General features: G+C 60.2%; 18 protein-coding genes. 14 read left to right on the plus strand and 4 right to left on the minus strand.

The annotated features are described in order from the left end of the window. Position 1: 1 nt before the first annotated feature. Positions 2–1,477 carry an efflux transporter outer membrane subunit gene (locus IAG25_RS37765; protein WP_187609400.1) on the plus strand — a complete coding sequence of 492 codons (1,476 nt, stop codon included), beginning with the start codon at positions 2–4 and terminating at the stop codon, positions 1,475–1,477. Positions 1,478–2,208: 731 nt separating this feature from the next. Here the strand turns inward: IAG25_RS37765 and IAG25_RS37770 are convergent. After that, entirely contained in the window at positions 2,209–2,964 is a 756-nt protein-coding gene (locus IAG25_RS37770) for a TetR/AcrR family transcriptional regulator (RefSeq protein ID WP_187609401.1), read from the minus strand. 122 nt (positions 2,965–3,086) lie between these two features. Between IAG25_RS37770 and IAG25_RS37775 the strand changes: the two genes are divergently transcribed. The 9 genes from IAG25_RS37775 to IAG25_RS37815 all read left to right on the plus strand — a co-directional run bounded on the left by IAG25_RS37775 (position 3,087) and on the right by IAG25_RS37815 (position 15,502). Beyond that, positions 3,087–4,577, plus strand: coding sequence for an FAD-dependent monooxygenase (locus IAG25_RS37775; RefSeq protein WP_309244012.1), 1,491 nt, complete (start codon positions 3,087–3,089; stop codon positions 4,575–4,577). A gap of 9 nt (positions 4,578–4,586) precedes the next feature. Then, positions 4,587–5,657, plus strand: a complete 1,071-nt coding sequence (locus tag IAG25_RS37780) for a VOC family protein (protein ID WP_187609402.1) — start codon at positions 4,587–4,589, stop codon at positions 5,655–5,657. Between the two features lie 33 nt (positions 5,658–5,690). After that, a complete protein-coding gene (locus tag IAG25_RS37785) occupies positions 5,691–6,647 on the plus strand; it encodes a fumarylacetoacetate hydrolase family protein (protein WP_187609403.1) in 957 nt (318 codons plus the stop codon). Then, positions 6,644–8,620 (plus strand): acyl-CoA synthetase, encoded by a 1,977-nt coding sequence (locus IAG25_RS37790; protein WP_187609404.1) that lies wholly within the window; start codon positions 6,644–6,646, stop codon positions 8,618–8,620. Before IAG25_RS37785 ends, IAG25_RS37790 begins: the two co-directional genes overlap by 4 nt. A gap of 663 nt (positions 8,621–9,283) precedes the next feature. Then, positions 9,284–9,988, plus strand: a complete 705-nt coding sequence (locus IAG25_RS37795; RefSeq protein ID WP_062258583.1) for an OmpW/AlkL family protein — start codon at positions 9,284–9,286, stop codon at positions 9,986–9,988. Positions 9,989–10,271: 283 nt separating this feature from the next. Continuing rightward, positions 10,272–13,250: a molybdopterin-dependent oxidoreductase gene (locus tag IAG25_RS37800; RefSeq protein ID WP_187609405.1), complete on the plus strand. Its 2,979-nt coding sequence runs from the start codon at positions 10,272–10,274 to the stop codon at positions 13,248–13,250. Positions 13,251–13,260: 10 nt separating this feature from the next. Continuing rightward, on the plus strand, positions 13,261–14,124 hold the full coding sequence (locus IAG25_RS37805; protein WP_187609406.1) for a 4Fe-4S dicluster domain-containing protein: 864 nt from the start codon (positions 13,261–13,263) through the stop codon (positions 14,122–14,124). 80 nt (positions 14,125–14,204) lie between these two features. Continuing rightward, positions 14,205–14,591 carry an MAPEG family protein gene (locus IAG25_RS37810; protein WP_187609407.1) on the plus strand — a complete coding sequence of 129 codons (387 nt, stop codon included), beginning with the start codon at positions 14,205–14,207 and terminating at the stop codon, positions 14,589–14,591. A 44-nt stretch (positions 14,592–14,635) separates the two neighbouring features. Next, positions 14,636–15,502, plus strand: coding sequence for an enoyl-CoA hydratase-related protein (locus tag IAG25_RS37815; protein WP_187609408.1), 867 nt, complete (start codon positions 14,636–14,638; stop codon positions 15,500–15,502). A 291-nt stretch (positions 15,503–15,793) separates the two neighbouring features. Here the strand turns inward: IAG25_RS37815 and adhP are convergent, their stop codons facing one another. Beyond that, positions 15,794–16,819 carry an alcohol dehydrogenase AdhP gene (gene adhP / locus IAG25_RS37820; RefSeq protein ID WP_187609409.1) on the minus strand — a complete coding sequence of 342 codons (1,026 nt, stop codon included), beginning with the start codon at positions 16,817–16,819 and terminating at the stop codon, positions 15,794–15,796. Between the two features lie 869 nt (positions 16,820–17,688). Here adhP and ppk2 point away from each other — a divergent pair. From ppk2 to IAG25_RS37840, 4 genes are all read left to right on the plus strand, one after another. Then, positions 17,689–18,561: a polyphosphate kinase 2 gene (ppk2, locus tag IAG25_RS37825; RefSeq protein WP_187609410.1), complete on the plus strand. Its 873-nt coding sequence runs from the start codon at positions 17,689–17,691 to the stop codon at positions 18,559–18,561. Between the two features lie 184 nt (positions 18,562–18,745). Next, positions 18,746–18,886, plus strand: a complete 141-nt coding sequence (locus tag IAG25_RS37830; protein WP_255504271.1) for a hypothetical protein — start codon at positions 18,746–18,748, stop codon at positions 18,884–18,886. A gap of 66 nt (positions 18,887–18,952) precedes the next feature. Further along, positions 18,953–20,731, plus strand: a complete 1,779-nt coding sequence (locus tag IAG25_RS37835) for a SulP family inorganic anion transporter (RefSeq protein WP_187609411.1) — start codon at positions 18,953–18,955, stop codon at positions 20,729–20,731. 876 nt (positions 20,732–21,607) lie between these two features. Then, positions 21,608–21,976, plus strand: coding sequence for a TetR/AcrR family transcriptional regulator (locus IAG25_RS37840; protein ID WP_255504273.1), 369 nt, complete (start codon positions 21,608–21,610; stop codon positions 21,974–21,976). 294 nt (positions 21,977–22,270) lie between these two features. Here the strand turns inward: IAG25_RS37840 and IAG25_RS41810 are convergent, their stop codons facing one another. Both IAG25_RS41810 and IAG25_RS37850 read right to left on the minus strand, forming a co-directional pair. Beyond that, positions 22,271–22,393 carry a hypothetical protein gene (locus tag IAG25_RS41810; RefSeq protein WP_255504274.1) on the minus strand — a complete coding sequence of 41 codons (123 nt, stop codon included), beginning with the start codon at positions 22,391–22,393 and terminating at the stop codon, positions 22,271–22,273. Positions 22,394–22,554: 161 nt separating this feature from the next. Beyond that, entirely contained in the window at positions 22,555–22,776 is a 222-nt protein-coding gene (locus IAG25_RS37850) for a hypothetical protein (protein ID WP_187609412.1), read from the minus strand. Positions 22,777–24,058: the final 1,282 nt, after the last annotated feature.

Consider the following 24,058-nt stretch of genomic DNA (forward strand, 5'->3'; position numbering starts at 1 on the left):
CATGAGTTTCACGTACAAAACATCCGTGGCGGCTGTGGTCGCGGCACTCGCTGTGACGGCTTGCTCGTTCGGGCCGAGCGGTGAGCCTCCGGCCACGCCGTCGCCCCCGCACTATGGCGCCCAGGCGCAGCCGTCGAAGACCGTGGGTGCGGGTGGCGTCGCGCAAACATTCGATGTCGGCGCAACTGCCGCTCCGCAATGGTGGCATCTTTACCGTTCTGACGGCCTCGATGCCCTCGTCGACGAAGGCTTGCGCAACAGTCCGACGCTCGCGGCGACGCAGCGCACGCTTGCGGCAGCACAAGAGGAACTTCGCGCGCAGGTGGGCGCATCGACGCTGCCGTCCATCGACGGCGCCGTGCAGGTCGAGCGCGCGCGTTCGCCCGTCGTTCCGGGGCTTGGCCCTGAGCAGGTGCAATACAACTTCTTTGCCGGGCAACTGCTCGCGCATTACACGTTCGACCTGTTCGGCCAGACGCGGTATATGAATTCGGCGAGCGCGGCCCGTTTTAACGTGCAGATGTTTGAACTGGAGGCATCGCGTCGTGCGCTTGCCGCGAACATCGTCGGCAGCGCGATCAATGTGGCGGCGCTCGACCGGCAGATCGCGCTCACCGAACGTCTCGTTGCGGTGTCCGGCGATGTCGCAAACGAGGACCAGCAGCGCTACACGTTGGGCTCGGTCTCGCGCGCACAGGCGCTCGCGTCGAAACAGGACGCCGCTGCCATCGCGGCGACGTTGCCGGGGCTGCGTCAGCAACGCGCGTCGGCCGTGCATGCGCTGGCGGTGCTGATGGGCCGCACGCCGGACAACGCCCCGAGCGTCCCAGACCTCGACAGCCTGTCGCTGCCCGAGCACGTGCCGGTTGCCGTGCCCTCGGACCTGCTGCGCTCGCGTCCGGACATCCAGGCGGCCGACGCGGCCGTCAAGGCTGCGGCCGCAGACGTAGGCGCTGCAACGGCGCAACTCTTTCCGAGCCTGTCGCTCACAGGCTCGATGGGTCGCGGCGGCTTTAGTTGGCCGACCGTGCTCTCAGGCGCAGGTGGCCTGTGGGCTATCGGCGCGGGACTGTCGCAGCCGATCTTCCATGGCGGTGCGCTATTCGCGCAGCGCCGTGCGTCGATCGATGCCTACGACGCCGCCGTGCTTCACTACCGCTCGGCGGTGCTCTCTGCGTTCCAGGACGTGGCGAATTCACTCGCCGCGCTGGATAACGACGCGCAGACGCTTGCTTCGACGGAAGTGGCTGCGGACGCCGCGCGCGCGGCATTCGACGATACCGCCTCGCGGTACCGCATGGGCTCGGTATCTTCGGCGGCCACGCACGTCAGCGAGTCGCGGTACCTCAATTCAAAGATCGGCGCAGTGCGCGCAACCGGCCAGCGCATGAGCGACACAGCGGCATTGTTCCAGGCGATGGGCGAGCTTCCCGCGCCTCAGCAGACGGCTGCGTCAACGAAGACTTCAACGCAATGACGGTGTTGTTGAACGTGCGAGGGCGATCTGTCCGGATCGGATCGCCTTCGCCGTTCAGCCCGAACCAGACGATAGGCGTTTGGAACATACAACGATAGACGCTCGCTGCGGAAAACGCGTCATGCGGTGTTTGGTCCCCGAGTGAATGGCGCCCGGTTTTTTGCTTTATCCCGTATGGAATATCAGAGACTGATTGCTTGCCACGAATGCGATCTGCTGTTTCGCAAGCCTTCGAATTGTCAGAGGGCGCTGCACTGCCTGTTCACGCTGCGGTGCGAGCCTGACAACGCTGCCCGGTGCTTTCCGCTAATTGAACTGCTCGCAATGTTATATCTGCTGGTGCCGCTTCGCCTGGGCAAACTGCCGCCGCGGGTCAGTTTAATGGTGCGATCGGCGCGAGACCACTCCGTTACTCTATCTGCTGCTTGCCTTGCCGCTTCAGCCGTGGACACCGCGTCCGGTCCGGTCGGACTGTTTAGCGCTAGATCTCTCGAAGTTCCACTGCAAAGCACTGGACACTGAAGACCAGCAGATGATCGCGAGCGTCTTTGCGCTTGAGATGATCGAGTATGCGGGCACGGGTCGAATGGCCACGCGTGGCAATGTTTCCCCGCCGCCATCCGATGACAATCAGTTCGCGCGCTTGGCAAGCGGCAGCCACGAAAGGACGCGGTAATCACATGGTCCGTCCAACCAGAGGGTGACCACACAAGTTGCGTGCTTCGCGATCCTCAATTTTCCTCGACGGCTTCATCGACGATGGGCAATGGCCGTGCTGCGATCTTTTCCGCCTCAGCGCGCTTTAGCCCGAGTGTTTGCAGCAACATCGCTGCCGTGCGCTCCGGGAAGTGCTCGCCGCTGAAGCCGAGTTCTTTCAGTACGCCCGGCGAGCTCGCGCCCGGCGCGACGAAGTTCAGCTCGGCGGCGATCGCACAGAGGACCGTGCCGCCCACTGCGAGAAATCCGATAAACGGGTCGGCAACGACGAACCGTTTCGCGGCAATGCCGTTGCCGATGTCGCGCAGTAGCCGCTGGCCCAGCCCGCGGCTCATCGCGCGCGCAGAAAATCCTTCACGTATTAGGAAACGTCCCCACACCGCATCGTGCCGCGCACGCAGGACAGTGTGGCGCACAGAGACGGCGACTACCTCTGCGGGATCGGTAATGCCCCCTGCAAGGCGATCGAGCATGTTCGCGAATTCTTCAAACACGTTATCGACGAGCGTCGCGTAGATCGCTTCCTTCGATTCGAAGTGGTTGTAGAACGAACCAAAGCCTACGTCGGCGGCCTCGGTGATTTCGTTGATCGCCACGCCCTCCATACCCTTTTCGGCCATCAACCTGAGGGCGGCGTCGAGCAGACGTGCACGCGTCTCGCGTTTGCGGCGCGCGCCGCGTGGCTCCCGCTCTTCTACTACGGCAGGCGGATTGACGGGTGCAGCAGCGCTGGAACGTTTGGCTGGCCGGCGATGTGTCGCGTTCGTCATGATGATCCCAAGTCTGGTCATATCCGCAGTATAGATGCAAACCTCTATATTGACAAAACGATCAGCTATGAGTTTAATGTCACAAACGGCCACGAAGAGCCGGCCTTGTAAATGGAGACGGAGTGACTGTGGAGACAACAGCAAAAGAAGGTGCCGGGCCGTTCGCCTCGCACGGCCCGGCTGGTCGGCGGATCGACACGCTTGCGCCAATGGTGGATGTTCTGTTGGTGGGTTGCGGACCGGTAGGCGCAACCATTGCCAATCTTCTGGCGCGCCATGGCGTGAACGTGATGGTTGTCGACAAGTCGACAAAAGTGTTCGAGCCGCCCGGTGTGATCGAACTCGATGAGGACGCGCTGCGCGTCCTTCGGCTTGCAGGCGTTGAAAAGCGCGATCTTGAGACGATAGCCATTCCAGTCGTCCACGTGCGTCCCCCCTCGCGTCACCAGTTCGCCGAGGTCGATTCGCTTGACAGCCTCGATGGTCACCCGAAGTTCAAGTTCTATCAGTCGGAACTCGAGCGTTGCCTCCTTGCTCGGCTGCGGCGCTATGAGTGCGCTCGAGTTGCGCTGGGTGTCGGGCTAATCGGCTTTGCGCTGGAACGGGATCATGTGCTCGCACGGCTGGACTTGGGGCATAGGCGCACGCATGTGATTCGCGCACGCTACCTGGTCGGCTCGGACGGGGTGAACTCGCTGGTGAGACAGTTCATCGGAAAGGAATTCGAGCGCAAGACCTTTGCCGAGGAACGACGCCTGCCGGATGCGCGGCGTGCTCTCCATTCAAGCGGTCTAACCGTTAATGCTTTCAGCAAAGGGCGTGTGTTCCTCGCGGGGGACGCGGCCTGCATCACGCCGCCATTCGTCCGCCGCGGGTTGGTCGAGGGACTGCGCGACGCAGCCAACTTGAGCTGGAAGCTTGCATGGGTGGTTCAGGGGCGAGCCGACGCACGCATTCTCGACACCTACGACCAGGAGAGGCAGCCCCGCTCGAAGCCGATGATCAAGCTCGCAAGATTCATGGAAAAGCTCGTCATTCCGCGCCATGGCGTCGTCGCCCCGTGGGCTCATGGGCTGACGCGCTTGTTGTGCCGGGTGCCCCGGCTGCACCTGCAAATCGCGGAATGGCAGAGCAAGTCAAATACTGCATCTACAAGAGGTCTGTTCGTCAAAGGCCGCTCACCGACGAAACTGGTCCGGGGCGCTGTCATCGCGCAGGGGCGGATACGAGGTGCGGACGAGAAAACGTGCCTGAGCGACGAGGTGTTCGGGCAGGGACTGGTGCTGATTGGATTTGGCACGGATGCCCGAGCTTCGCTCGATTCTGCTACTGCCGCGGCGCTCGCTCGTGCTGGCGGAAGCATCGTGCAGATCGCGCGCTGCGGACGGCGGAGTGACAGCTGGGAGGACCTCGACGCTGTGTTCCTTCCGCATCTTGTACCGGTCGGATGGGCCGCCGTCGTACGGCCCGACAAGACCGTGGTTCACGACGGACCGGCGACCGACGCGCAGCGGCTCGTGCGCGAGAGTCTTTCCTTGCTAGGTCAGCACTGCTGGTTAGCCAGTGAGCACGACACCGCCTGGGGTCTCAAAACCGCTATCCACACCGCGTGACTATTCGCCATGAAACTGACCACTGCACATCCGGCCCGCCACCCCAATCCCACGACGAAAGCGTCGGCATTGGCCTATCTGATATTCGATCGGCCAAACCTTGAGAAAGCCGAGAAGTTTCTCAATGACTTCGGTCTTCGAACCGTGTCGCGAAGTGAAGCGCTCCTCCTCTTGCGAGGAACGGGTGCTTCGCCTTTCTGCTACGTCGTTCGGAAGGCTTCAAAAGCCCGTTTCGTTGGCTTCGGGTTGCAGGTCGATAACCGGGCCGATCTTGATGCACTTGCAAAACTGCCTGGCGCTTCGGATGTCGAACGGTCCCCCCTGCCAGGCGGCGGCTATATGGTACGACTGACGGACCCGTCAGGTTTTCGCGTCGACGCGATATGGGGCCAGGCGCGCACTGCGCCCTTGCCCCATCGGCCAGCATTGCCGTTCAACTCCGTGGATGCGACCGTCCGCATCAATGGGACGCAACGGCCGCCCGAGCACGCCCCGGAAATTATCCGGCTCGGACATGTCGTGCTGGAACTCGCCGACTATCAGGAAACTTGCGCATGGTACACGCAGTGCTTCGGCTTCATCCCGAGCGATGTACAGGTGCTTCCCGATGGCTCGCCCGTCGTTGCGTTTATGCGGCTCGACCTGGGTGACAAGCCGGCCGATCACCATACGCTTGCATTCGCACAAGGCTTTCTGCCCACCTACAGCCATAGTGCGTACGAACTTGTTGATGCCGACGCGGTCGGCATGGGTCAGCGCGTCCTGCGCGAGAAGGGATGGACGCACGCGTGGGGGATTGGCCGGCATATCCTGGGCAGCCAGATCTTTGACTACTGGCAGGACCCGTGGGGCAACAAGCACGAACACTATTGCGACGGCGATCTCTTTACCGCCGATGTGCCGGCGGGTGTGCACGCGGTGAGCCGCGAGGCGATGGCCCAGTGGGGGCCGACGATGCCGCGCAGCTTCACGAAGCCGAGCTTCACCCCGGCGACTATCGTGGCGCTCGTCAGGAACCTGCGCCGTAGCCCCGACCTGACGCTGAGCAAGCTGCGGACATTGGCGAAGATTTTCGCCTGAACAAACCCTTCTATAGCATCCGGAGATCGATAAATGGCACTTCACGTTCTGCATTACTTGCATGATGGCCGCGCCCAGTGGGGCGTGGTTGCACACGGCGCTATCACGCCGATCCCCGGCGAGTTCAAGTCGACCGCTGAGTTTATCGCGGCCAACCCGGTTGAGCGACTATTGTTGCTAAGCGCTCCGACGATTCCTGAATCGAAAGTGCAATGGCTATCGCCCGTGACGGCCAATCAACAGTTCATCTGCCAGGGTGCGAATTATCGCCAGCACATGATTGAGTCCGGCATGGACCCGGATGTGAAGAAATTCAACATGATCTTCACGAAGGCGACGAGCTGCATCGTTTCGGCCGACTCGCCTGTAGTGAAGCCAAAAGAGGTCCAGTTTCTCGACTATGAAATCGAACTCGGTCTCGTCCTCAAACGAAACATCACGTCCGGCGAAACGGTCACCGATGCGAACCTGCACGACTACATCGCCGGCGCCGTGATCGTCAACGACTATTCCGCGCGCGATATCCAGATTCCGCAAATGCAGTTCTACAAAGGCAAGAGTTATCGCACCTTTGGCCCAGTCGGTCCTTATCTTTGCCTCCTGGAAGAACAGGACAGTCCGAAGTTAAAGGAGCTCGTGCTGACGCTGACGGTCAACGGAACGGTCCGCCAGAATGACACCACGGCGGGACTTGTCTATGGCCCGGCAGAGACGTTGACGGAGCTTTCCCGCATACACGACTTGCACGCCGGGGACCTGCTCGCGACAGGCACCCCTTCCGGTTGTGCACTCAGCATTCCGTCACCCGAAAAGCAGCGCGCCGCGGCGCAACTGCCTGAGGCCGAAAAATGGCGGCTTTTCTTGAAGATGCAGGAAGAGAGGCCGCAATACCTGCAGGTCGGGGACGTCGTGGAAGCGCACATTGCCAGCTACGACCGCTCGATCAATCTGGGCGTGCAGCATAACGTTGTCGTCGAAGAGGCAGCATGAAAGGCGTCGCACACGTACAGGATGTCCTTGCCATCGAAGCGCAGGGGCAGGTGGCCGATCTCCCGTCGAGCACTTACGACATGATCTGCCGGGGCGCCGCCATCAATCCATCGGCACCGGCCCTTTCGTTCTTCGCAACGGCCGACGACTATAGAAACCCCGAAAGCTGGACGTATCGTGAACTGATGCGCGATGTCACGCGCACCGCGAACCTGTTCTCGCGACTGGGCGTTCAACGCAACTCGGTTGTTGCCTATGTACTACCCAACCTCCCCGAGACGCACTTCGTGATCTGGGGCGGCGAGGCGGCTGGGATTGTCTGCGCCATCAATCCGCTGCTTGAAGGGGAGGCCATCGGCGAGCTGCTGGTCGCCTCAGGGGCTAGCGTGCTTGTCACACTGGCGCCGTTTGCCGGGATTGACCTTTGGCAGAAGGTGCAGTCGGTATTGCACAAGGTTCCCGCACTACGGCATCTGGTGCTTGTCAATCTGGTCGACCGAATGTCGACTGAAAAGCGATTCGTGGCGCGGATGCTCCAACGTGGCGAGTGTTCGCGGTTGTATGGCGAGGGCGGTGTGCGTAGCGCGGTTCCTGCGCAGATTGACATCCACGACTACAGCACCGCAATCGAACGGGAGTCGGGCGTTGCGCTCAGCAGCACGCTTCGAGTCAGCCTCGATGACATATCGTCCTATTTCTGCACGGGCGGCACCACGGGACTGCCGAAGCTTGCGATGCGCCGGCACGGCAACGAGGTGGCGAATGCGTGGAGTGCAGGTCAGTTTTTCGGCGAAAGCATCGGCCCGGGAAAAGTGATTTTTTGCGGATTGCCGCTGTTCCATGTCAACGCCGTCACGGTGACAGGGCTGCTGGGGTTCTCGCGAGGTGCCCACATCGTGCTCGGCACACCGCAAGGTTATCGAGGCGAGGGCGTTGTAAAGCACTTCTGGGAGATTGTCGAGCACTATCGCATCAACTTCTTTAGCGGTGTCCCGACACTTTACGGGTCGCTGCTGGACGTTCCAGTCGGCGATCACGACATCAGCTCGCTCGAGTATGGCCTGTGCGGCGCCGCCCCTATGCCGGTGGAGTTACTGCGCACTTTCCAAAATCGTACCGGAATAAGAATCCTCGAGGGCTACGGCCTAACGGAAGGTACCTGCGTGAGCAGCGTCAACCCGCCGTTTGGCGAACGCAAGGTCGGTTCAATTGGAATTCGTCTTCCCGGGCAGGCGATGAAAGCAGTGGTGGTCGATGAAGCCGGCCGATATATACGGGATTGCGAGGCGGATGAGGTCGGCCAACTGGTGATCTCCGGCGCCAACGTGTTCGTCGGTTACACCCGTCCGGAGCAGACCACCGACATCTGGATGGAGTTGGGTGACGGCATGAACTGGCTTAACACTGGCGACCTCGGGCGCCGCGACGCCGACGGCTATTTCTGGCTCACCGGCCGGAAGAAGGAGCTGATTATCCGGGGCGGACACAACATCGACCCTGCGGCAATTGAAGAGCCACTGCATCGCCATCCCGCGGTCCAGATTGCTGCAGCCGTGGGGCGTCCCGATATGCACGCGGGCGAGTTGCCGGTCGCGTATGTCCAGCTAAAGCCAGGCACCACGGCAACCGAGGCGGAATTGGCCGAGTTTCTGCGTCACGAGATCAACGAACGCGCCGCGGTTCCCAAGGGAATACGCATCGTGGATGCGATGCCGCTGACGGGCGTCGGCAAGATCTTCAAGCCCGCGCTAAGACGCCGGGAAACGGAAGACGCCCTACGGACGGCATTGGTGGAGGCGGGCGTCGAGGACGCAACCGTGAGCATCATTGAAGACACCGCTCGCGGGATGGCACTCCACGTCGAACTTCCTAACCCCGCGCGTGAAGCATGGGCGATAGCCGCGCTTGGGCGCTTTCCGTTCGCCTTTACGGTCTCGTCCGCCGCGAAGCCGTCACCGGAAGGGCACCGCTGACAGACGAACTCCTTCAGAGACGCGTGGGCAGCCTAAGGTACACGAACCACGACATCGGTGGGCGCGTTCGGTCACGCCTACGGGCCCCGGTGGCGAGCTTCAAACGCGAGCGTCATGAGTTACAAGCTCGCAACGGTTAGGTGGGGAAGAGAATGAATATTGCATCGGAAAGGTCCTTGCGGTCGCTCGTTGAAAAATGGCTCGGGCCAATCTCTGCGGTACCGGTTCGGGTTACGCGATTTGGTCATGCATCCTCGAACCAGAAACACGGTGTGCGTATCGAGCTACTGTTACCAACAGGGCCGGTTGGACTATTTTTCTTTCGCCACCGCGACGGTGCTTGGTGTGTGTTCCCGCCTGAGGCTGAACGCTTGGCGATGCGCCCATCTTAGTTTGGAGATTGAGGCATATATCAGGAGACGTACGGAGGGCAGAGTACATACCGCGTAAAAGCAAGAAGCTGGATATGGTAATTAGTATAACTACTTAAACGCGTCACGTTTAGTGTTCGTGGTCGGAAGAAGACCGTGAAGAGCGATCCAGTCACGCAGGACGGAGCGCGGACTTGTATCAAATGATGTACCGGGGGCTCATAAGAATATCAGGCAACGAGACAGGAGAAGACACTTGAGGAATTACAGGCGAACCATCAGCTCCGCCGGCATGGCGGCTTGCATCTGCTCGGCTGCGCTGACCGACAATGCCCATGCGCAGTCAGCCGGGAGCATCACACTGTCGACAGGTTGGCTCCACGTCGCGCCCCAGGGCAACGCAACGCCACTCACCGTAGAGAGCGTTGGTGGCGTAGCCGTGAATCAGCAGCTGGCTGGGAGCGGGGCACATCCGACCTCGACGGACACGGTGGGGATTACTGCAGAGTACTACGTTACGGACAACATTGGTGTCGCCATGCTTGTGGGGCTGCCGCTCAAAGTCAATCTGGTTGGAGAGGGGACGCTACAGAAGTATGGCAACCTCGGCTCGACCAAGCCGATGCCGCCCGCCATTGAACTTCGATACCACCTGTTTTCAGCCGAATCGAAATTCCGTCCATTCATAGGACTTGGCGTGAACTACACGTGGTTCACTCAGGTTCGGATTTCCAATAGCCAATTTGTGACTGATAACTTGGGACCCGGAGGTTCGGCGCACGCGGAACTCAGTTCATCCTGGAATCCCGTGTTTGAGATCGGGGCAAATTACGCGATCACCAAACATTGGTCGGTCGGAACCTCGGTCGGCTACATTCCCGTGAAGACCCACCTTACGTTGTACGGGCAGACCGCAACGGGAACGCAGATCGTTTCCACATCGACGCTTCGACTCAATCCGCTGAACGTCTTCGTGAACGTCGCCTATACGTTCTAGCGCGTACAGGTCATCAGTGCGCCAATCGAGAGGGTTGAATGCTCATCAAACACATGGAATACGTCATGTTTCGCGCCACCGGACCCGCCTGTGGTCCGCGATTTCCAAGGCCGACTACGACCTATCGCAAGGCATGCTGCCGCAATAAGGCTCGCTCTTGCCGGGTCTACAACCCACAACGCAGCATGACGACGCTTGCCCGGGCTGCTCGCATGATTGGTGAAGCGGTCAGTCGTGCCGTCATGCCAGCGCTAGCGCAGCGAGCCTCCATTTGGATCGAATAATGAAACGACAGGCTCTGAAGACCATTCTTTTTGCGTTGCCCAAGGTCCTCGACCTGACGGCCCGCCGCTTTCCAGTCTATCGTGATCGCCTGAAGGAGCGTGATCTCGTGGCGTGGATCGGACTCGCGGATGAAAGCATCGGCCGCGTCATCACGTTCAAGAGCGGGCGTGTTCGGTCACGCGCCGGCAAGCATCTTCGGCCCGACGTGCGCATGGTGTTCAAGGATGTCGCCACGGCACTTAAGTTCCTCTCGCCGAACCCGGACCAAGGCGAAATCATCCACGCCGCGAAAAACTTCAAGGTGGTCACCGAAGGCGAGGACGAACTGTTGGTTTGGCTGTTGCAAACCCTAAGCATGATACAGACCGTCGGCCTGCCAATGGGCATGCCCATGCGTGACGGCACCCACCGCTACACGACCTGCACCAACGGCGGGCCGCTGTTCGTATACGTGAAGGACGGCCGAGTCGTTCGGGTGACGCCCATCGATCTGGACAGCAAAGATGCGTCGAGTTGGGTCATCGAGGCGCGCGGACGCCGCTTTAGCCCGCCACGGCGTGGCTTGGTCGCGCCCCATGCCTTGACGCTCAAATCGCTCGTCTACTCGGACAAACGCATCCTTCATCCCATGAAACGGGTCGACTTCGACCCTGACGGCGAACGCAATCCCGGGAACCGGGGGAAGTCCGGCTATGTCCGCATCAGTTGGGACGAGGCGCTGGACATGGTTACCAAGGAAATCAACCGGCAGAAGCGTGTTCACGGTCCTGGTTCCATCACGTTCCCGATGTCGTCCCACCACCAATGGGGCAATGTGGGCTACTACCTCAGCGCGCTGACGCGCTTTGCTAACCTGATTGGCTTTACCCGCGTTGCCGCCAATCCCGACAGTTGGGAGGGATGGTACTGGGGCGCCATGCATCATTTCGGCAATTCGATGCGCATCGGCGTGCCGTCCGGCTATGGCGGCATCGAGGATTGTCTTCAGGAAGCCGACATGATCGTCTTCTGGTCCTGCGATCCCGAAAGCACCAACGGGGCCTATGCGGGTTTCGAAGGGACACCGCGTCGGTTATGGGCCAAGGAACTTGGCATCGAGTTCGTTCATATCGACCCGCACTGCAATCCCACAGCCCAATTGCTGGGCGGGCGCTGGATTCCTGTTCGACCGCAAACTGATGCTGCGTTGGCCACGGCCATCATGTATGTGTGGGCCGTGGAGGGCTTGTACGACAAAGATTACATCGCCACCCGTACAACCGGGTTCGACGAGTGGAAGGCCTATCTGCTGGGCGATACGGACGGCGTTCCCAAGACGCCCGAGTGGCAGGAGAGCGAGACCGGCGTGCCCGCCAAGGACGTCCGGGCGCTGGCGCGCCTATGGGGAAACAAGAAGGTCCATCTCGCCGTCGGAATGACGGGCGCGGGATTCGGTGGCGCGGGCCGTGGCGCGACCGGAGCGCAGTGGGCGCGCTGCATGATCATGATGATGGCGATGCGGGGTTGGGGTAAGCCGGGGGTCAATTTCGGCTGTCTTGAAGTCGGTGCACCACACGACCTCCATTTCTATTTTCCTGGCTATGCGGATGGCGGCATTTCCGGCGACCTCGCCTGGACCGCTAATGCGGTCAACAATTACCAGCGCATGCCGCACATCCTGACCATGAACCCGGTCAAGCAAATGGTGCCGCGGCAGCAACTGCCCGATGCCATCATCAACGGCCATGCGATTGGCTATCTTTGGGACGGCATTTCCCAGGAAGCCCAGTTCGCACCGTTCAGCTACCCCATGCCCGGGTATTCGCTGATCCACATGATTTATCGTTACGGCGGGTCCGCGTTTAGCACAGTGACGAATTCCGGACGCTGGGCCGAGGCTTACCGGCACCCAAGCATTGAGTGCGTAATCAACCAGTCGATCTGGATGGAGGGCGAGGCGCAGTTTGCCGACATCATCCTGCCAGCGTGTACTCCGCTGGAGCGCTGGGACATCGGTGAATGGTCGAATTCCGGTGGCTATGCGCACCATGGACACGGCACGGTGAATCATCGCATGGTGACGCTGCAGCACAAGTGCATTGAGCCTCTGGGTGAATCCCGTTCGGACTACGACATTTTCACCGCCATCATGACGCGGCTTGGCTTGGGCGGCGTGTTCACCGAGGGATGCCGCGAACTGGACTGGGTCAAGCGGGTTTTCGACTCGTCGGATTTGCCCGATCATCTTTCGTGGCGCGAATTCTGCCGCAAGGGCTATTTTGTCGTGCCACCCGAGAAGCCCGAGCTACGCCATCCGGTGGACATGCGTTGGTTCGCGGAGGGGCGGCGCAAGGACCTGCAAGAACCTCATCCGCTACCGTCTCAGTTCGCCGAAAAATTCGGCATGGGTCTGCAGACGCCGAGTGGCAAGCTGGAATTCGTACCCGAGCTCCTTAAGCGGCACACGGCAGACAACCCCGAGCGGCCCGCGCTCAACCGATACATCCCTTCTTGGGAAGGATTGCGCTCGGAACAGGCTCAGCGCTATCCGCTGCAGTTGATCGCCACCCACAGCCGTTACAGCTTCCATACCCATTGCGACGGAAAGAATTCCTCCGTCAACAGCGTCGAAGACCATCGCGCACTGCTCGGCGGCCACCGCTTCTGGCTGCTGAGACTGAGTCGGGTAGACGCGGCCATCCGGGGCATTTCGCATCGCGACCTCGTCAAGGTTCATAACGACCGGGGCGCCGTGATTTGCGCGGCCGACGTCTCGCCCCTGGTCAATGCGGGAGTGGTCAAGTCGTACGAGGCGAGCGCCGAATTCAAGCTGATTGAGATCGATGGCGAGCGCGTCGAAATCGGCGGTTGCATGAATATGCTTACCCCTGACCGGCCGCAAACCGCCGGCACAAGCAGCATGAGCCCCAACTCCTGCCTCGTACAGGTCGAAAAGTGGAGAAGTGCCGAGGCGTTCTTGCTCGGTCGCGCAGCGTGAGGAACATAGAGTGAACAAGTGGAACCTAATTATCAAAGTTGGGCGGTGCGAAAACTGCCAGAACTGCGTTATCGCCGGGCGGGATGAGCATGTCGGCAATGACTTCCCCGGGTATGCCGCGCCCGCCGCGGCAGATGCCGTCAGCCCCCTGCGCATATTGCGCCGTGTTCAGGGCGACTCGCATATGGTAGAGACCACCTATCTGCCGGTGATGTGCAACCACTGCGACGAAGCGCCATGCATGCGGGTAGGCGGCGACGCCATTCGCAAGCGCGCCGACGGCATCGTCATCATCGATCCGGAGAAGGCGCGGGGCCGCAGAGACATCGTGAAGTCGTGCCCGTACCAAGCCATCGTCTGGAACGAAGAACTGCAACTGCCGCAGACGTGGATTTTTGATGCTCATCTGCTCGACCAGGGCTGGCCTCAGCCGCGCTGCCAGCAGTCATGCCCTACCGACGTTTTCGAGACGGTCAAGATCGATGACGCAGCGATGGCCGAAAGGGCCCGACGTGAGGGCCTCAAAGTACTACGGCCGAACTTGAGCACGCAGCCCCGTGTGTGGTACAGCGGCCTGGAGCGTTGGGAAACCTGTTTCATCGGCGCAAGCGTCAGCACTCGTATAGGCGACGTGGTCGAGTGCGTACCGGGTGCCGCGGTCGCCCTGTATGTCGGCGATCAAAAGCTGGCTGAAACCGTTTCGGACGATTTCGGTGATTTCCGGTTCGGCGGCCTGGCCAAGGGAAGTGGAATTTACCGTGTCGAAATCCGTCATGCGCTCGGCAAAGCGTGGCGGAAATGCGAGTTGGGGGAAAGCGTGTATTTGGGCGAGATCAGCCTCGCCCAGTCGACCATCGACGTGGAGCTCGCGTAATCATCGTAATCGAATGAACGACACGCGAACGCTGCTTGCCAACAGGCGTTCGTTGTTTCCCGCCGAGGAGGCTTGGTCAAATGAACACTGTTGCTCTCTCATGCGTGATGGTTCTTGGGCTACTACTCTTCGGCCTCGGGTTGTCCATCTCAGTGATGCGTTTTCGCGAAGGTACCTATATTGGCTGCGAGGCGGACCCCGCGAACCGACTACACAAGCTCATTCGAGCTCATGCCAACACAGCCGAATACGCGCCATTCCTCGCAATGCTGTTTCTCTACCTTGGCGCGCGATCGCCTTCGATGGCGGTAGAGTCGCTGATCGTCGCGGCAACCGCGTACCGCTGCGTGCTCGTCATTGGCCTTATCGCTTGGCCCACGATGGCTAAACCCAATCCCTTCCGGTTCGTTGGAGCATTTGGGACCTATGTGGCCGGTCTGGCGGTATGTGCGATGCTGCTGCGTTGAGATGCGACAGACAGACGAATTAAATTGAATTTCTCAAGCTATCAATGGATAACGAATACTTTCAGATCAGCACCGAATCCGGCATCGCACATCTACGGCTGAACCGCCCCGAGCGACTCAATGCGATGGGTCCCAGCTTCTTCACTGGGCTGCGCGACGCCGTGCTGACGCTCGATGACGCGGGCGACACCCGTGCCCTCGTCATCAGTTCCACCGGAAAACATTTTTCGGCCGGCATGGCGCTCGAGGTGTTCACCGCCACAACGGATGCGTTTGACAACAGCAGTCCACGGGCGCGGTTGGGCTTCCAGCACGCGTTGAGAAACCTGATAGATTGCTTCGACACGCTCGATCAGGTCCGGTTTCCCGTCATCTGTGCAATCCAGGGCGGGTGCATCGGCGGGGGCCTCGATCTCGCCGTCGCGTGCGACATTCGCGCGTGCACAACGGATGCATTCTTTGCTCTTCAGGAAACGCAGATCGGCATGACGGCCGACCTTGGCGTGCTCCAACGCCTGCCTAAGATCATTCCCGCCGGCGTGGCTCGTCAGATGGCTTACACCAGTGAACGGTTGAGCGCCGAGCGTGCATTGGCCGTCGGCTTGGTGAACGCCGTGTTGCCCGATGCCGAGGCGCTCCTCCGACACGCGATGGAACTGGCCCGGACCATCGCGTCCCAGTCCCCGCTAGCCGTTGCCGGGTGCAAGACTGCGATGAACTTCGCGCGCGATCATAGTACGTCTGACTCGTTGCGACATATGGCCTTACTGCAGAGCGCCATATTCGACACTCAAGATATTGCCGAAGCGATTTCGGCTTGGCATGAAGAACGACAGGGACACTTCGGCGCGCTACCGCCGCTGACACCGCGCCACCGGGGAGCGGCGGCGAAAGACGGCTCGGTGCAGTGACCTGGCTGCGTAACCGCGCGATCGGCGCACCGACTTTGGGACAGTCTTCGCCTCATTCCATTGAAGCCTGCGCAGACGCTTTGCTCCAGCGTTCAAATTCCTCGGATGCAAATAAGGATGCGTCAGGTGCAATGCTGCGCCGGAGCTTTCATCCACGGCCCGGTGCTCGATCGATGTGCCGGTGACCTGTGCGGATACCGAGCTTTGGATTGCAGGCGAATCTTCGACGAGCGGTACGGGTGGGTCGTCAAATCCGATGTCGACGACCGCGCCTCGATGGGACATCGCCGTTCAATCGATCGTCAGCACCACACGGCCGTCCACCTTGCCGTTTCTGAGATCGGTGAATACCGAATTGATGTTTTCGAGCCGGTCGGGATGAATCCGGGCGCGGACTTTGCCCTCAGCAGCGAATTCCAGCGACTCCTGCAAGTCCCGCCGCGTCCCGACGATCGAGCCCCGGACGGTAATTCCGTTGAGCACCGTCGAGAAGATCGGGAGCGGGAAATCTCCGGGAGGCAGCCTGTTCAGCGATATGGTTCCGCCGCGGCGCACCATGCCGAGCGCCTGCGCGAATGCGCTGCGCGAGACTGCCGTGACCAGTACGCCGTGTGCGCCGCCGATCTCCTTTTGGATCACGGCCGCGGGGTCATCGGTCGAGCCGTCGATGACGAGCGTCGCTCCCAGATCGCGTGCGAGCGCGAGCTTCGCGGGCTCCACGTCGATGGCGGCGACATGCAGGCCCATCGCAATGGCGTATTGAACCGCGACGTGACCAAGGCCGCCGATACCCGAGATCGCAAGCCATTGTCCGGGCCGCGTGTCGGTCATGCGAATGCCCTTGTACACGGTGACGCCAGCGCACAGGATTGGCGCGATCTCCTCGAAGCCGACTTTCGACGGCAGATGGCCGACATAGTTCGGATCAGCGAGCACGTACTCGGCGTATCCGCCGTTCACAGAATAGCCCGTGTTCTGCTGATCGTGACAGAGCGTCTCCCAGCCGCTCAGACAATGCTCGCAGCGACCGCACGCGGAGTACAGCCACGGCACGCCGACGCGATCTCCTTCCTTGACGCTCTTGACGTCGGCGCCGACGGCCGAGACATAGCCAACGCCCTCGTGCCCGGGAATGAACGGCAACGCGGGCTTGACCGGCCAGTCGCCCTCGGCTGCGTGCAGGTCGGTGTGACACACGCCTGACGCGGCGATCTTAACGAGAATCTGGCCTCGCGCGGGGGTCGGAACAGGCACCTCCTCGATGCGAAGGGGTTCGCCAAAAGCATGCACGACAGCGGCTTTCATCGACTTCGCCATGGACTTCTCCGGTGGGATGCACGACGTTGCCAGTATCGACGTCTGAGACCCGGACACCGTTGACTCAAATCAAGGAAAGTCGTTCTCTGCGACGTCTCAAGCCGGCATGTGCCAGATCAAGATTGCACAGATGCGTGCGCCATGCCACCAGGCGCTCCTAGCTCGCACTATTTGCTCTGTGCCGAACGGAGTGAGCGACGGTCTGTCGAAGAGGGGTGGTAAACACATATGAACGACCGAAACGCGTTGTAACGCCCAACGAGCCAAACGTGCTGACAGGCTTGAACCAAAACGGTACGCAGCAAGGAATGGCTTCCAACGAATAGGCGATCATGGACGATACGCCGCCAGTGCATAGGACGGGTGCGGAAGATCCGGATCGCTTGCCCAATGGGAACGCTACCCGCGCGGCGAGGCTTTTGGCGGGGTGGCTAAGGAATGCGGGCGAATGCCTGGTTTTAACGGACTGCGCGCGTGCTCGAGGCCTCAACACGGTCACCTTCAGCGCTTCACTAACCTGTTGCATTTTGGTCCAGACCGCCGCTCTAGCCAAACGAGTTTGCACCATGAGCGAAGATCATCTATGACGGGTTTCTTTAAAGGATATCTAAATATCGCAAAACGTTTGATTTATATCAATCGATTCGGTTGGGTCGTGTGACAGTCTGCAAATCAAACCAGGAGTGTTGGAGAGAGAGAGCGCATACCTGCGTTCAGCACGCGCGTTGCGCCCATCTCGTAGGATGTACTCGCGTTCATCTGGTCCAGCTTCGCCGTGGCCTGTCACGTTGCCCCGAGGCGCGAGGACGCCGCGATTGCATTAGGGTACACAGATGGGCGGGATCGCCGCATTTTCAGGGAGAGAAGCCATGGATGACACTCCGAAAGAAGCTAAAAACGGCGATTCGGCGAAGCTCAGCACGCACGCGTATTTGAAGGACCTGCGCCGGCTCCATGGCGAATTGGTCAAGATGCAGGAATGGGTCGTGCATAGCGGCGCGAAAATCTGCGTCTTGTTCGAGGGACGCGACGGTGCGGGCAAGGGCGGAACAATCAAAGCGATCACCGAGCGCGTTAGCCCACGCATTTTCCGGGTCATCGCGCTGCCCGCGCCCACCGCTCGCGAAAAGAGCCAGATGTACATGCAACGCTATGTTCCGCACCTGCCGGCGGCTGGCGAGGTCGTGATTTTCGACCGCAGCTGGTACAACCGCGCGGGCGTTGAGCGCGTGATGGGTTTCTGCACGGAGTGTGAGGTGCAGGAGTTCCTGTTTGCGACGCCGCTCGTCGAGCGCGCCATCATTGATTCGGGGGTTATCCTGATCAAGTACTGGCTGGAGGTCAGTCCTGCGGAGCAGACACGGCGCCTCGAAGCGCGCATATACGATGAGCGTAAGGTTTGGAAGCTCTCGCCGATGGACCTCGAATCGTATCGGCGATGGTACGACTATTCGAAGGCACGCGACGAAATGTTCGCGAAGACTGACACTGAATTTTCACCGTGGTATGTAGCCCGCTCCGACGACAAGAAGCGGGCCCGCCTGACTATCATCCGCCATCTGCTCAGCAAGGTACCTTACGAGAGCGTGCCGCGGGAACACGTGAAGTTGCCGCAGCGGCGGAGCGCGGGAGACTTTCTCGAACCGGACTACCCCTACAGGTTCGTGCCCGTCGCCGCGCACGGAACCGAGGAACGCACACAAAAATCGCCTGTGAGGAAAAAGGCCAAATCGGCCCACTAGCCGCCTCCCGACGCTCGCCTTCGACCATCGGCTTGCAAGCGAACCCATACGCGATGCGGGGGATGCGCCGGCATTTCTTAAGCGTTGTTGCACGCCGGCGCCTGATAAATTTTGAGGAATTCCGCATTGCCTCCGGCGGGGAACCGGGATCGGTTAAGTCGCCTGAAATGCCGATAACGTGCGCTTGGATGCGCCCTATGACGCGTCGACGCCTGGTGCCATACTTGCAACGATGGTGTTTGCTTTCTGCGCGTTGCTCCTCGATGGGATGCTGTCGGGCGACGACGTGATGATCTTCTGGGAGAACTGGGAAATGCAGCACTAACTGGTGGAAAACACCCTAACGCTGGCAGACGAAGCATCCGGACGATGATCGGGAGTCCGCGTGACTATGGGAAAAGATTCATCAACACATTCGTCTAGCGGGTTTCGTATTGCGGTCCTTGAGTGGGTCCGCGATTATCGGAAGGAGTGGATCAAGCCGGATATCATTGCCGGCGTGACGGCTGCGGCGGTCGTACTTCCGAAGGCCTTGGCGTACGTGACAGTCGCCGGGCTGCCAGTGCAGGTCGGGCTGTATACCGCGTTCCTTCCGATGGTGATCTACGCGATCTTGGGATCGTCGCGGCCGCTCAGCGTGAGCACAAGCGCAACCATCGCCATCCTCTCCGCAGCGGCCCTCGCCCGTGTGGTTCCGGATGGAGCGACGGCAGAACTCCTGACGGCCTCTGCAACCCTGACGCTACTGGTCGGGGCCATCCTCACGCTCGCCGCACTTCTGCGGCTCGGATTCATTGCCAACTTCATTTCTGATCCTGTGCTGACTGGATTCAAGGCTGGTGTCGCGGTCGTAATCGTGCTGGATCAGTTGCCGAAGCTGCTTGGCATTCACTTTCCCAAGGGGGCGTTTTTACACAACCTGCTGGCTACCGTCATGGGTATCCCGCACGCGTCAGCGGCTACGGTCGCTGTTGGGGCGATGACGGTGGGCATTCTCGTCGCCATGGAGCGTGTCTTTCCACGAGCGCCCGCGCCGCTAATTGCGGTAGCAGGTGGAATCGGCAGCTTGAGCCTGCTCGACTTGCAGCTTCACGGGGTCGACATTGTCGGCCATGTGCCGACGGGCTTCCCTTCCGTCACCGTGCCGGACCTGTCGCTTGTCGCGTCGCTTGTGCCCGCTGCAGCCGGCATTGCACTGATGAGCTTTACCGAAACGATCGCGTCCGGGCGAGCATTCGTTGCGAGCGAAGAACCTGCGCCACAGGCGGATCGAGAGTTGCTGGCGATCGGACTTGCCAATGTGGGCGGCGCACTTCTAGGCTCCATGCCCGCGGGCGGAGGCACGTCCCAGACGGCCGTGAACCGTCTTGTGGGCGCTCGCAGTCAGCTTGCCGAACTGGTCACGGCAGCCCTCACGCTCGGTACGATGCTGGTGCTTGCGCCCTTTATCGGAATGATGCCGCACGCCACGCTGGCAGCGGTTGTTATCGTCTATTCGATCGGCCTGATCAAGCCATCGGAATTTCGCGCGATTATCGTCGTACGCCGCACGGAGTTCGTGTGGGCGCTCGTTGCGGCCGGCGGAGTCGTGCTCTTCGGGACCTTGCTGGGCATCTTGATCGCTATCGTCGTGTCCCTCCTGGCGCTTGCTTACCAGACGTCCGATCCCCCGGTATATGTGCTGCACCGCAAGCTTGGCACGAACGTCTTTCGCCCGGTATCCGCAGAGCACCCTGACGACGAGGCTTTTCCAGACCTCCTGTTATTAAGGCCGGAAGGGCCAATTTTCTTTGCCAATGCCGAGCGCGTCGGCCAAAAGATCCGCACGCTGATCGAGCAAACTCATCCGCGGATCGTTGTGCTCCATTTGCGCGCCGTAATCGATCTTGAGTACACGGCGCTCAAGATGCTCACGGATGCTGAAAAGGAGCTTCGCAGGCAAGGTATAGCGCTCTGGCTCGTGGGTCTCAATCCGGGCGTACTGGCAATGGTGCAGCATTCACCGCTGGGCGAGACGCTCGGGCGCGACCGGATGTTCTTCAATCTGGATCTGGCGCTTGCGGCATGGCAGGCGCAGCAACCACCGGGATCCGTGCGGGACCGACGCCCTGAGTTTGCCGTCGGCGTCTGGTCCCTCCCGCGCGGGTGCTGCTCGATCACGCGGCGGTGAGATGACCGCCGACTTATGCGAAATCGAACCGTCGCCGTTGCGCATCCTTGATCGAGCTAAGTCTTACTCGAGGTGTCCTGCATCGAGTCGAGAAGGCCGACGTCGAAAAAATTGCAATTGATTCTCGTTGACTGCTTTCAGCGACCTAGCTTCAATGTCACGGAGACGCTATCAAGCGCCGTGCGCCGCCATAGCCGTCAATGACAACTGCTGATTTGAGCGCACAAGCCGAGGTGTGAGCATTGCGTAGCGTCACGGATGTTTCTAGTGCGGACGAAGCGCGTCGCGATGAGCCCGCTTGGATGTTGCTGTCGTCAGGGGACGATCTTGAGGCCTGCGGTGGTAGCAAATCGCCGATGCCGACGTCCGGCGGTCCCTGAGGCAGTTCCGAAGGGACATGACGCAGGTACAGGTACCGACTCGACGTTGCACACGCGGTACGTACGCACGAGGCCGGAGATCACGGCGCATGTGGGTCACGTCCGCCACGATCCACTCGTGTGTACCGTTGGCAGGGCCGATTACGATCGCACATCTTCAGCACCATACCCAGCGTTCGGCGTCAACCTCGCCATCTACTCTGACCATCTCCCGGCCGATCCGAACTTCATTCGCGCCGATGGTAGCTCTTGGCACGAGGGATTCCCTGGTCGAGCGTTCACCGAACAAGCTCGGTCGTTGCGGCATTGTGCTCCGCTCGGACACTACCCGCGATTTTTACAATTGACACATATATCAATAATGAGTTTAACATCACAATTAAGCGCTGCGCGGAGTAGCGAAATCATTGCCGGCAGATAATCTGTAAGACCAGTCATTTGAGACGGGCGTCGACTTTCCCGCTCGCGCGTGGCAACCTGACCTATACGTTATGTCATGAAACAGAAACGCTTGACACGGGCACAGCGGCGAGAGCTGACGCGGGAGCGTCTGCTTAAGGCTGCACGGACGATCTTCGTGAAAAAAGGTATAGCGGCCACAACTGTGGAAGACATCTCAGAGGCCGCTGGCTACACGCGCGGCGCATTCTATTTCAGTTTCAATGGAAAGCAGGAACTACTGATAGAGTTGCTGCGCCGCGACGACGACATGGCAAGTTCAGATCTACGGGCCACCATGGAGGAAAGAAGCACGCCAGAGGCAATGAAGAAGCGCGCTATTGCGTACTGGAGCCACATGTCCTCGAACACGATTGCTTTCCACTTTGGGTTGAGGCTAAGCTACTCGCTCGGCGAGAACCCGTAACTAAGAAGCGCATATACGCCCATTCAGCACGAAGAGCTCGACGAACTCAGCGCATACATCCGTGCCTTTTCGGAGCGCAGCGGTCGGCCGTTGCCACTGCAGGCGGAAACCCTTGCGTTGGGCGAACTGCAAGCAATACGCGCTGATCGCGGCGGGCGGCCACGGCTCGTTCCTGACGAAGCTCGGCGACTAGGTCATCGCGGGCGCAGTGCCGGACAAGCATTGGCGGCGGATCGTCGAGCCCGCCGCCGCCGCGTGGGGCGGGCTCGACGTGAGTGCGATGTAGGGTCCCAACTAGTCGCTTTGTTGGTCGAGCTTTTTGCTCGAAGAGTTCGATCCTTTCGTGTCCGGCTTCGACGACTGATCCTTGCCCGATTCCGTCGTCGATACGTCCAGTTCGTCGAGCTTCCTGTCCATTTTTCTTGTCGCCTCGGTCGAGCGCTTGGCGAGGAGCAGAGCTAGAGTCTTTCTCGCGCTTGTTAGTTGATTTGCTGAGTTGGTTTCCTGCGGATTCGTGGTCTAGTCTCTGTGAGGGTGATTGGATCTCTTTTCGAATCGGGGATGCGTCCATGCGGACATCAACGGGCACTCAATCGCACGAAAGCTTCGATCCAGTCACCAGCCCAGCTCCGCGCGTACGCGATCGCGTCATCGCGCGCGTCGAATCCTGCGAGGTCGCCGCTCATGAAGATCTGCGTCTCGCTTCCGCTTCCCGCGGTAATTTTCGCGTGCGCCATGAACTCGCCGTCGGCGCGGCGCGGAGTGGCATCGATGTCGAAGGTTGAAGAGATGCGGCTCATTTGAGTGCTCCGGCTGACATTAGATCGAGCTCGACGGCGTTCGTGCTTCCTTCTGTCAGCAGCGTTCGGGCCTAGTGAGACTAGGTGGAAACCATCAACGCTCTTCTCGTTCGCTTGTGCTCTTAACAGCGTTCGATTTAACAGGACCCGCCATCGACCACTGCCGGTGACCCCTTTCTACATGATCTAGTTCCACTTTCACCCGACGCCCACCCCCGCGGAGATCGCTATGTTCCTGGACGAATCCGGGCTTCCGTCCACCATCCGCAATCCTTGCGTATCGGGTTGTTCCCGGATAACGACTTTATAGTGGCAACGTTGACATCCGTAATGCGCTCTTCAATGGTCGAGACGCGGAACCCAGCAAGGCATATGCTCCCAGTCATGTCGCCCGTCCGCAATTGATCCGTCGTAGGTTTTGACGTCAACGCTCTGCGTCGAGACGTGCCGTCTTTTTTGGGGAACGCTGTCGAAGACTGCTTAGCCATGAAAGGCGTGGCGTTTTCTCGGCCCTCGTTCGCGCTACAGACGATTCTAATTTCTACAGGTCAGGAGCCGTAAAGTAGGGCGATGCGGGGGCAGACTTCAAGGAGGGTGTCGACGAGATGCTAGACGGTCCCGCGCGGTGCTGCGAGGGACAGCGCAGCAAACTGAACTTAGCGGGATCAAACGGCCGTCAAAAGTTGGCTCCTTTTTCCTCGCCGAGCGTCGGAGGGCGCAGAGCTCAGCGCCGTGCCAACGTGCGCACGTTGCCTTCACCTTGTCACTCAGCTGCTGCGTCTAACGATGAGCGGCAGCCACGGCAAAATGCTGTCATATGAGGCACGATCGATGCTGAAAATGCTGCTACCAACTCCGGAGACCGCCATGGATCGTACCCCTACTCTGCTAGTCGTCTTGCTTATGGCTACGAGCGCCGGCGCATTCGCGCAAAATACGCAGATCGCACCTTCTTCAGGAACTCAGCGCGGTGCCACCGCAGGCCAGGCGGCAAATAGCGCCTCCAGCGGGTCAAGTAGTTCGAGCGGCGCGACGCTCATGCAGCAACGCGAAAAAGGGATGTCGCCGGATGGTGCTTCGGGGACCAAGTCAAGCGGGAAGGCAACCGGAAAAATAAAACAGTAGACTTCGCGCGGACAGTGATTGCCAGTGACGTCAGCGGCTAGAGGGGCGATCAACTGCGGGGGACAATAGCGCGTCACCTCGCAACGTCGTCTCGCTTCGCCGTGTGAAAGTCGTGGAAGCGCGCGGTCACCGGCGAAGCCTTAAAAGAACGAGCTAA

The sequence above is a fragment of the Caballeronia sp. EK genome, from assembly GCF_014384845.1.
Lineage (GTDB): Bacteria > Pseudomonadota > Gammaproteobacteria > Burkholderiales > Burkholderiaceae > Caballeronia > Caballeronia jiangsuensis.

Bases quoted from the DNA above. Each gene is read 5' to 3' on its own strand.
- IAG25_RS37800 (WP_187609405.1), top strand. From the start codon at position 10,272: ATGAAACGACAGGCTCTGAAGACCATTCTTTTTGCGTTGCCCAAGGTC.
- IAG25_RS37770 (WP_187609401.1), bottom strand. From the start codon at position 2,964: ATGACGAACGCGACACATCGCCGGCCAGCCAAACGTTCCAGCGCTGCT.
- adhP (WP_187609409.1), bottom strand. From the start codon at position 16,819: ATGGCGAAGTCGATGAAAGCCGCTGTCGTGCATGCTTTTGGCGAACCC.
- IAG25_RS37795 (WP_062258583.1), top strand. From the start codon at position 9,284: ATGGCGGCTTGCATCTGCTCGGCTGCGCTGACCGACAATGCCCATGCG.
- IAG25_RS37765 (WP_187609400.1), top strand. From the start codon at position 2: ATGAGTTTCACGTACAAAACATCCGTGGCGGCTGTGGTCGCGGCACTC.
- IAG25_RS37815 (WP_187609408.1), top strand. From the start codon at position 14,636: ATGGATAACGAATACTTTCAGATCAGCACCGAATCCGGCATCGCACAT.
- IAG25_RS37835 (WP_187609411.1), top strand. From the start codon at position 18,953: ATGGGAAAAGATTCATCAACACATTCGTCTAGCGGGTTTCGTATTGCG.
- IAG25_RS37840 (WP_255504273.1), top strand. From the start codon at position 21,608: ATGAAACAGAAACGCTTGACACGGGCACAGCGGCGAGAGCTGACGCGG.
- IAG25_RS37850 (WP_187609412.1), bottom strand. From the start codon at position 22,776: ATGAGCCGCATCTCTTCAACCTTCGACATCGATGCCACTCCGCGCCGC.
- IAG25_RS37780 (WP_187609402.1), top strand. From the start codon at position 4,587: ATGAAACTGACCACTGCACATCCGGCCCGCCACCCCAATCCCACGACG.
- ppk2 (WP_187609410.1), top strand. From the start codon at position 17,689: ATGGATGACACTCCGAAAGAAGCTAAAAACGGCGATTCGGCGAAGCTC.
- IAG25_RS41810 (WP_255504274.1), bottom strand. From the start codon at position 22,393: ATGGACAGGAAGCTCGACGAACTGGACGTATCGACGACGGAATCGGGC.
- IAG25_RS37790 (WP_187609404.1), top strand. From the start codon at position 6,644: ATGAAAGGCGTCGCACACGTACAGGATGTCCTTGCCATCGAAGCGCAG.
- IAG25_RS37810 (WP_187609407.1), top strand. From the start codon at position 14,205: ATGAACACTGTTGCTCTCTCATGCGTGATGGTTCTTGGGCTACTACTC.
- IAG25_RS37785 (WP_187609403.1), top strand. From the start codon at position 5,691: ATGGCACTTCACGTTCTGCATTACTTGCATGATGGCCGCGCCCAGTGG.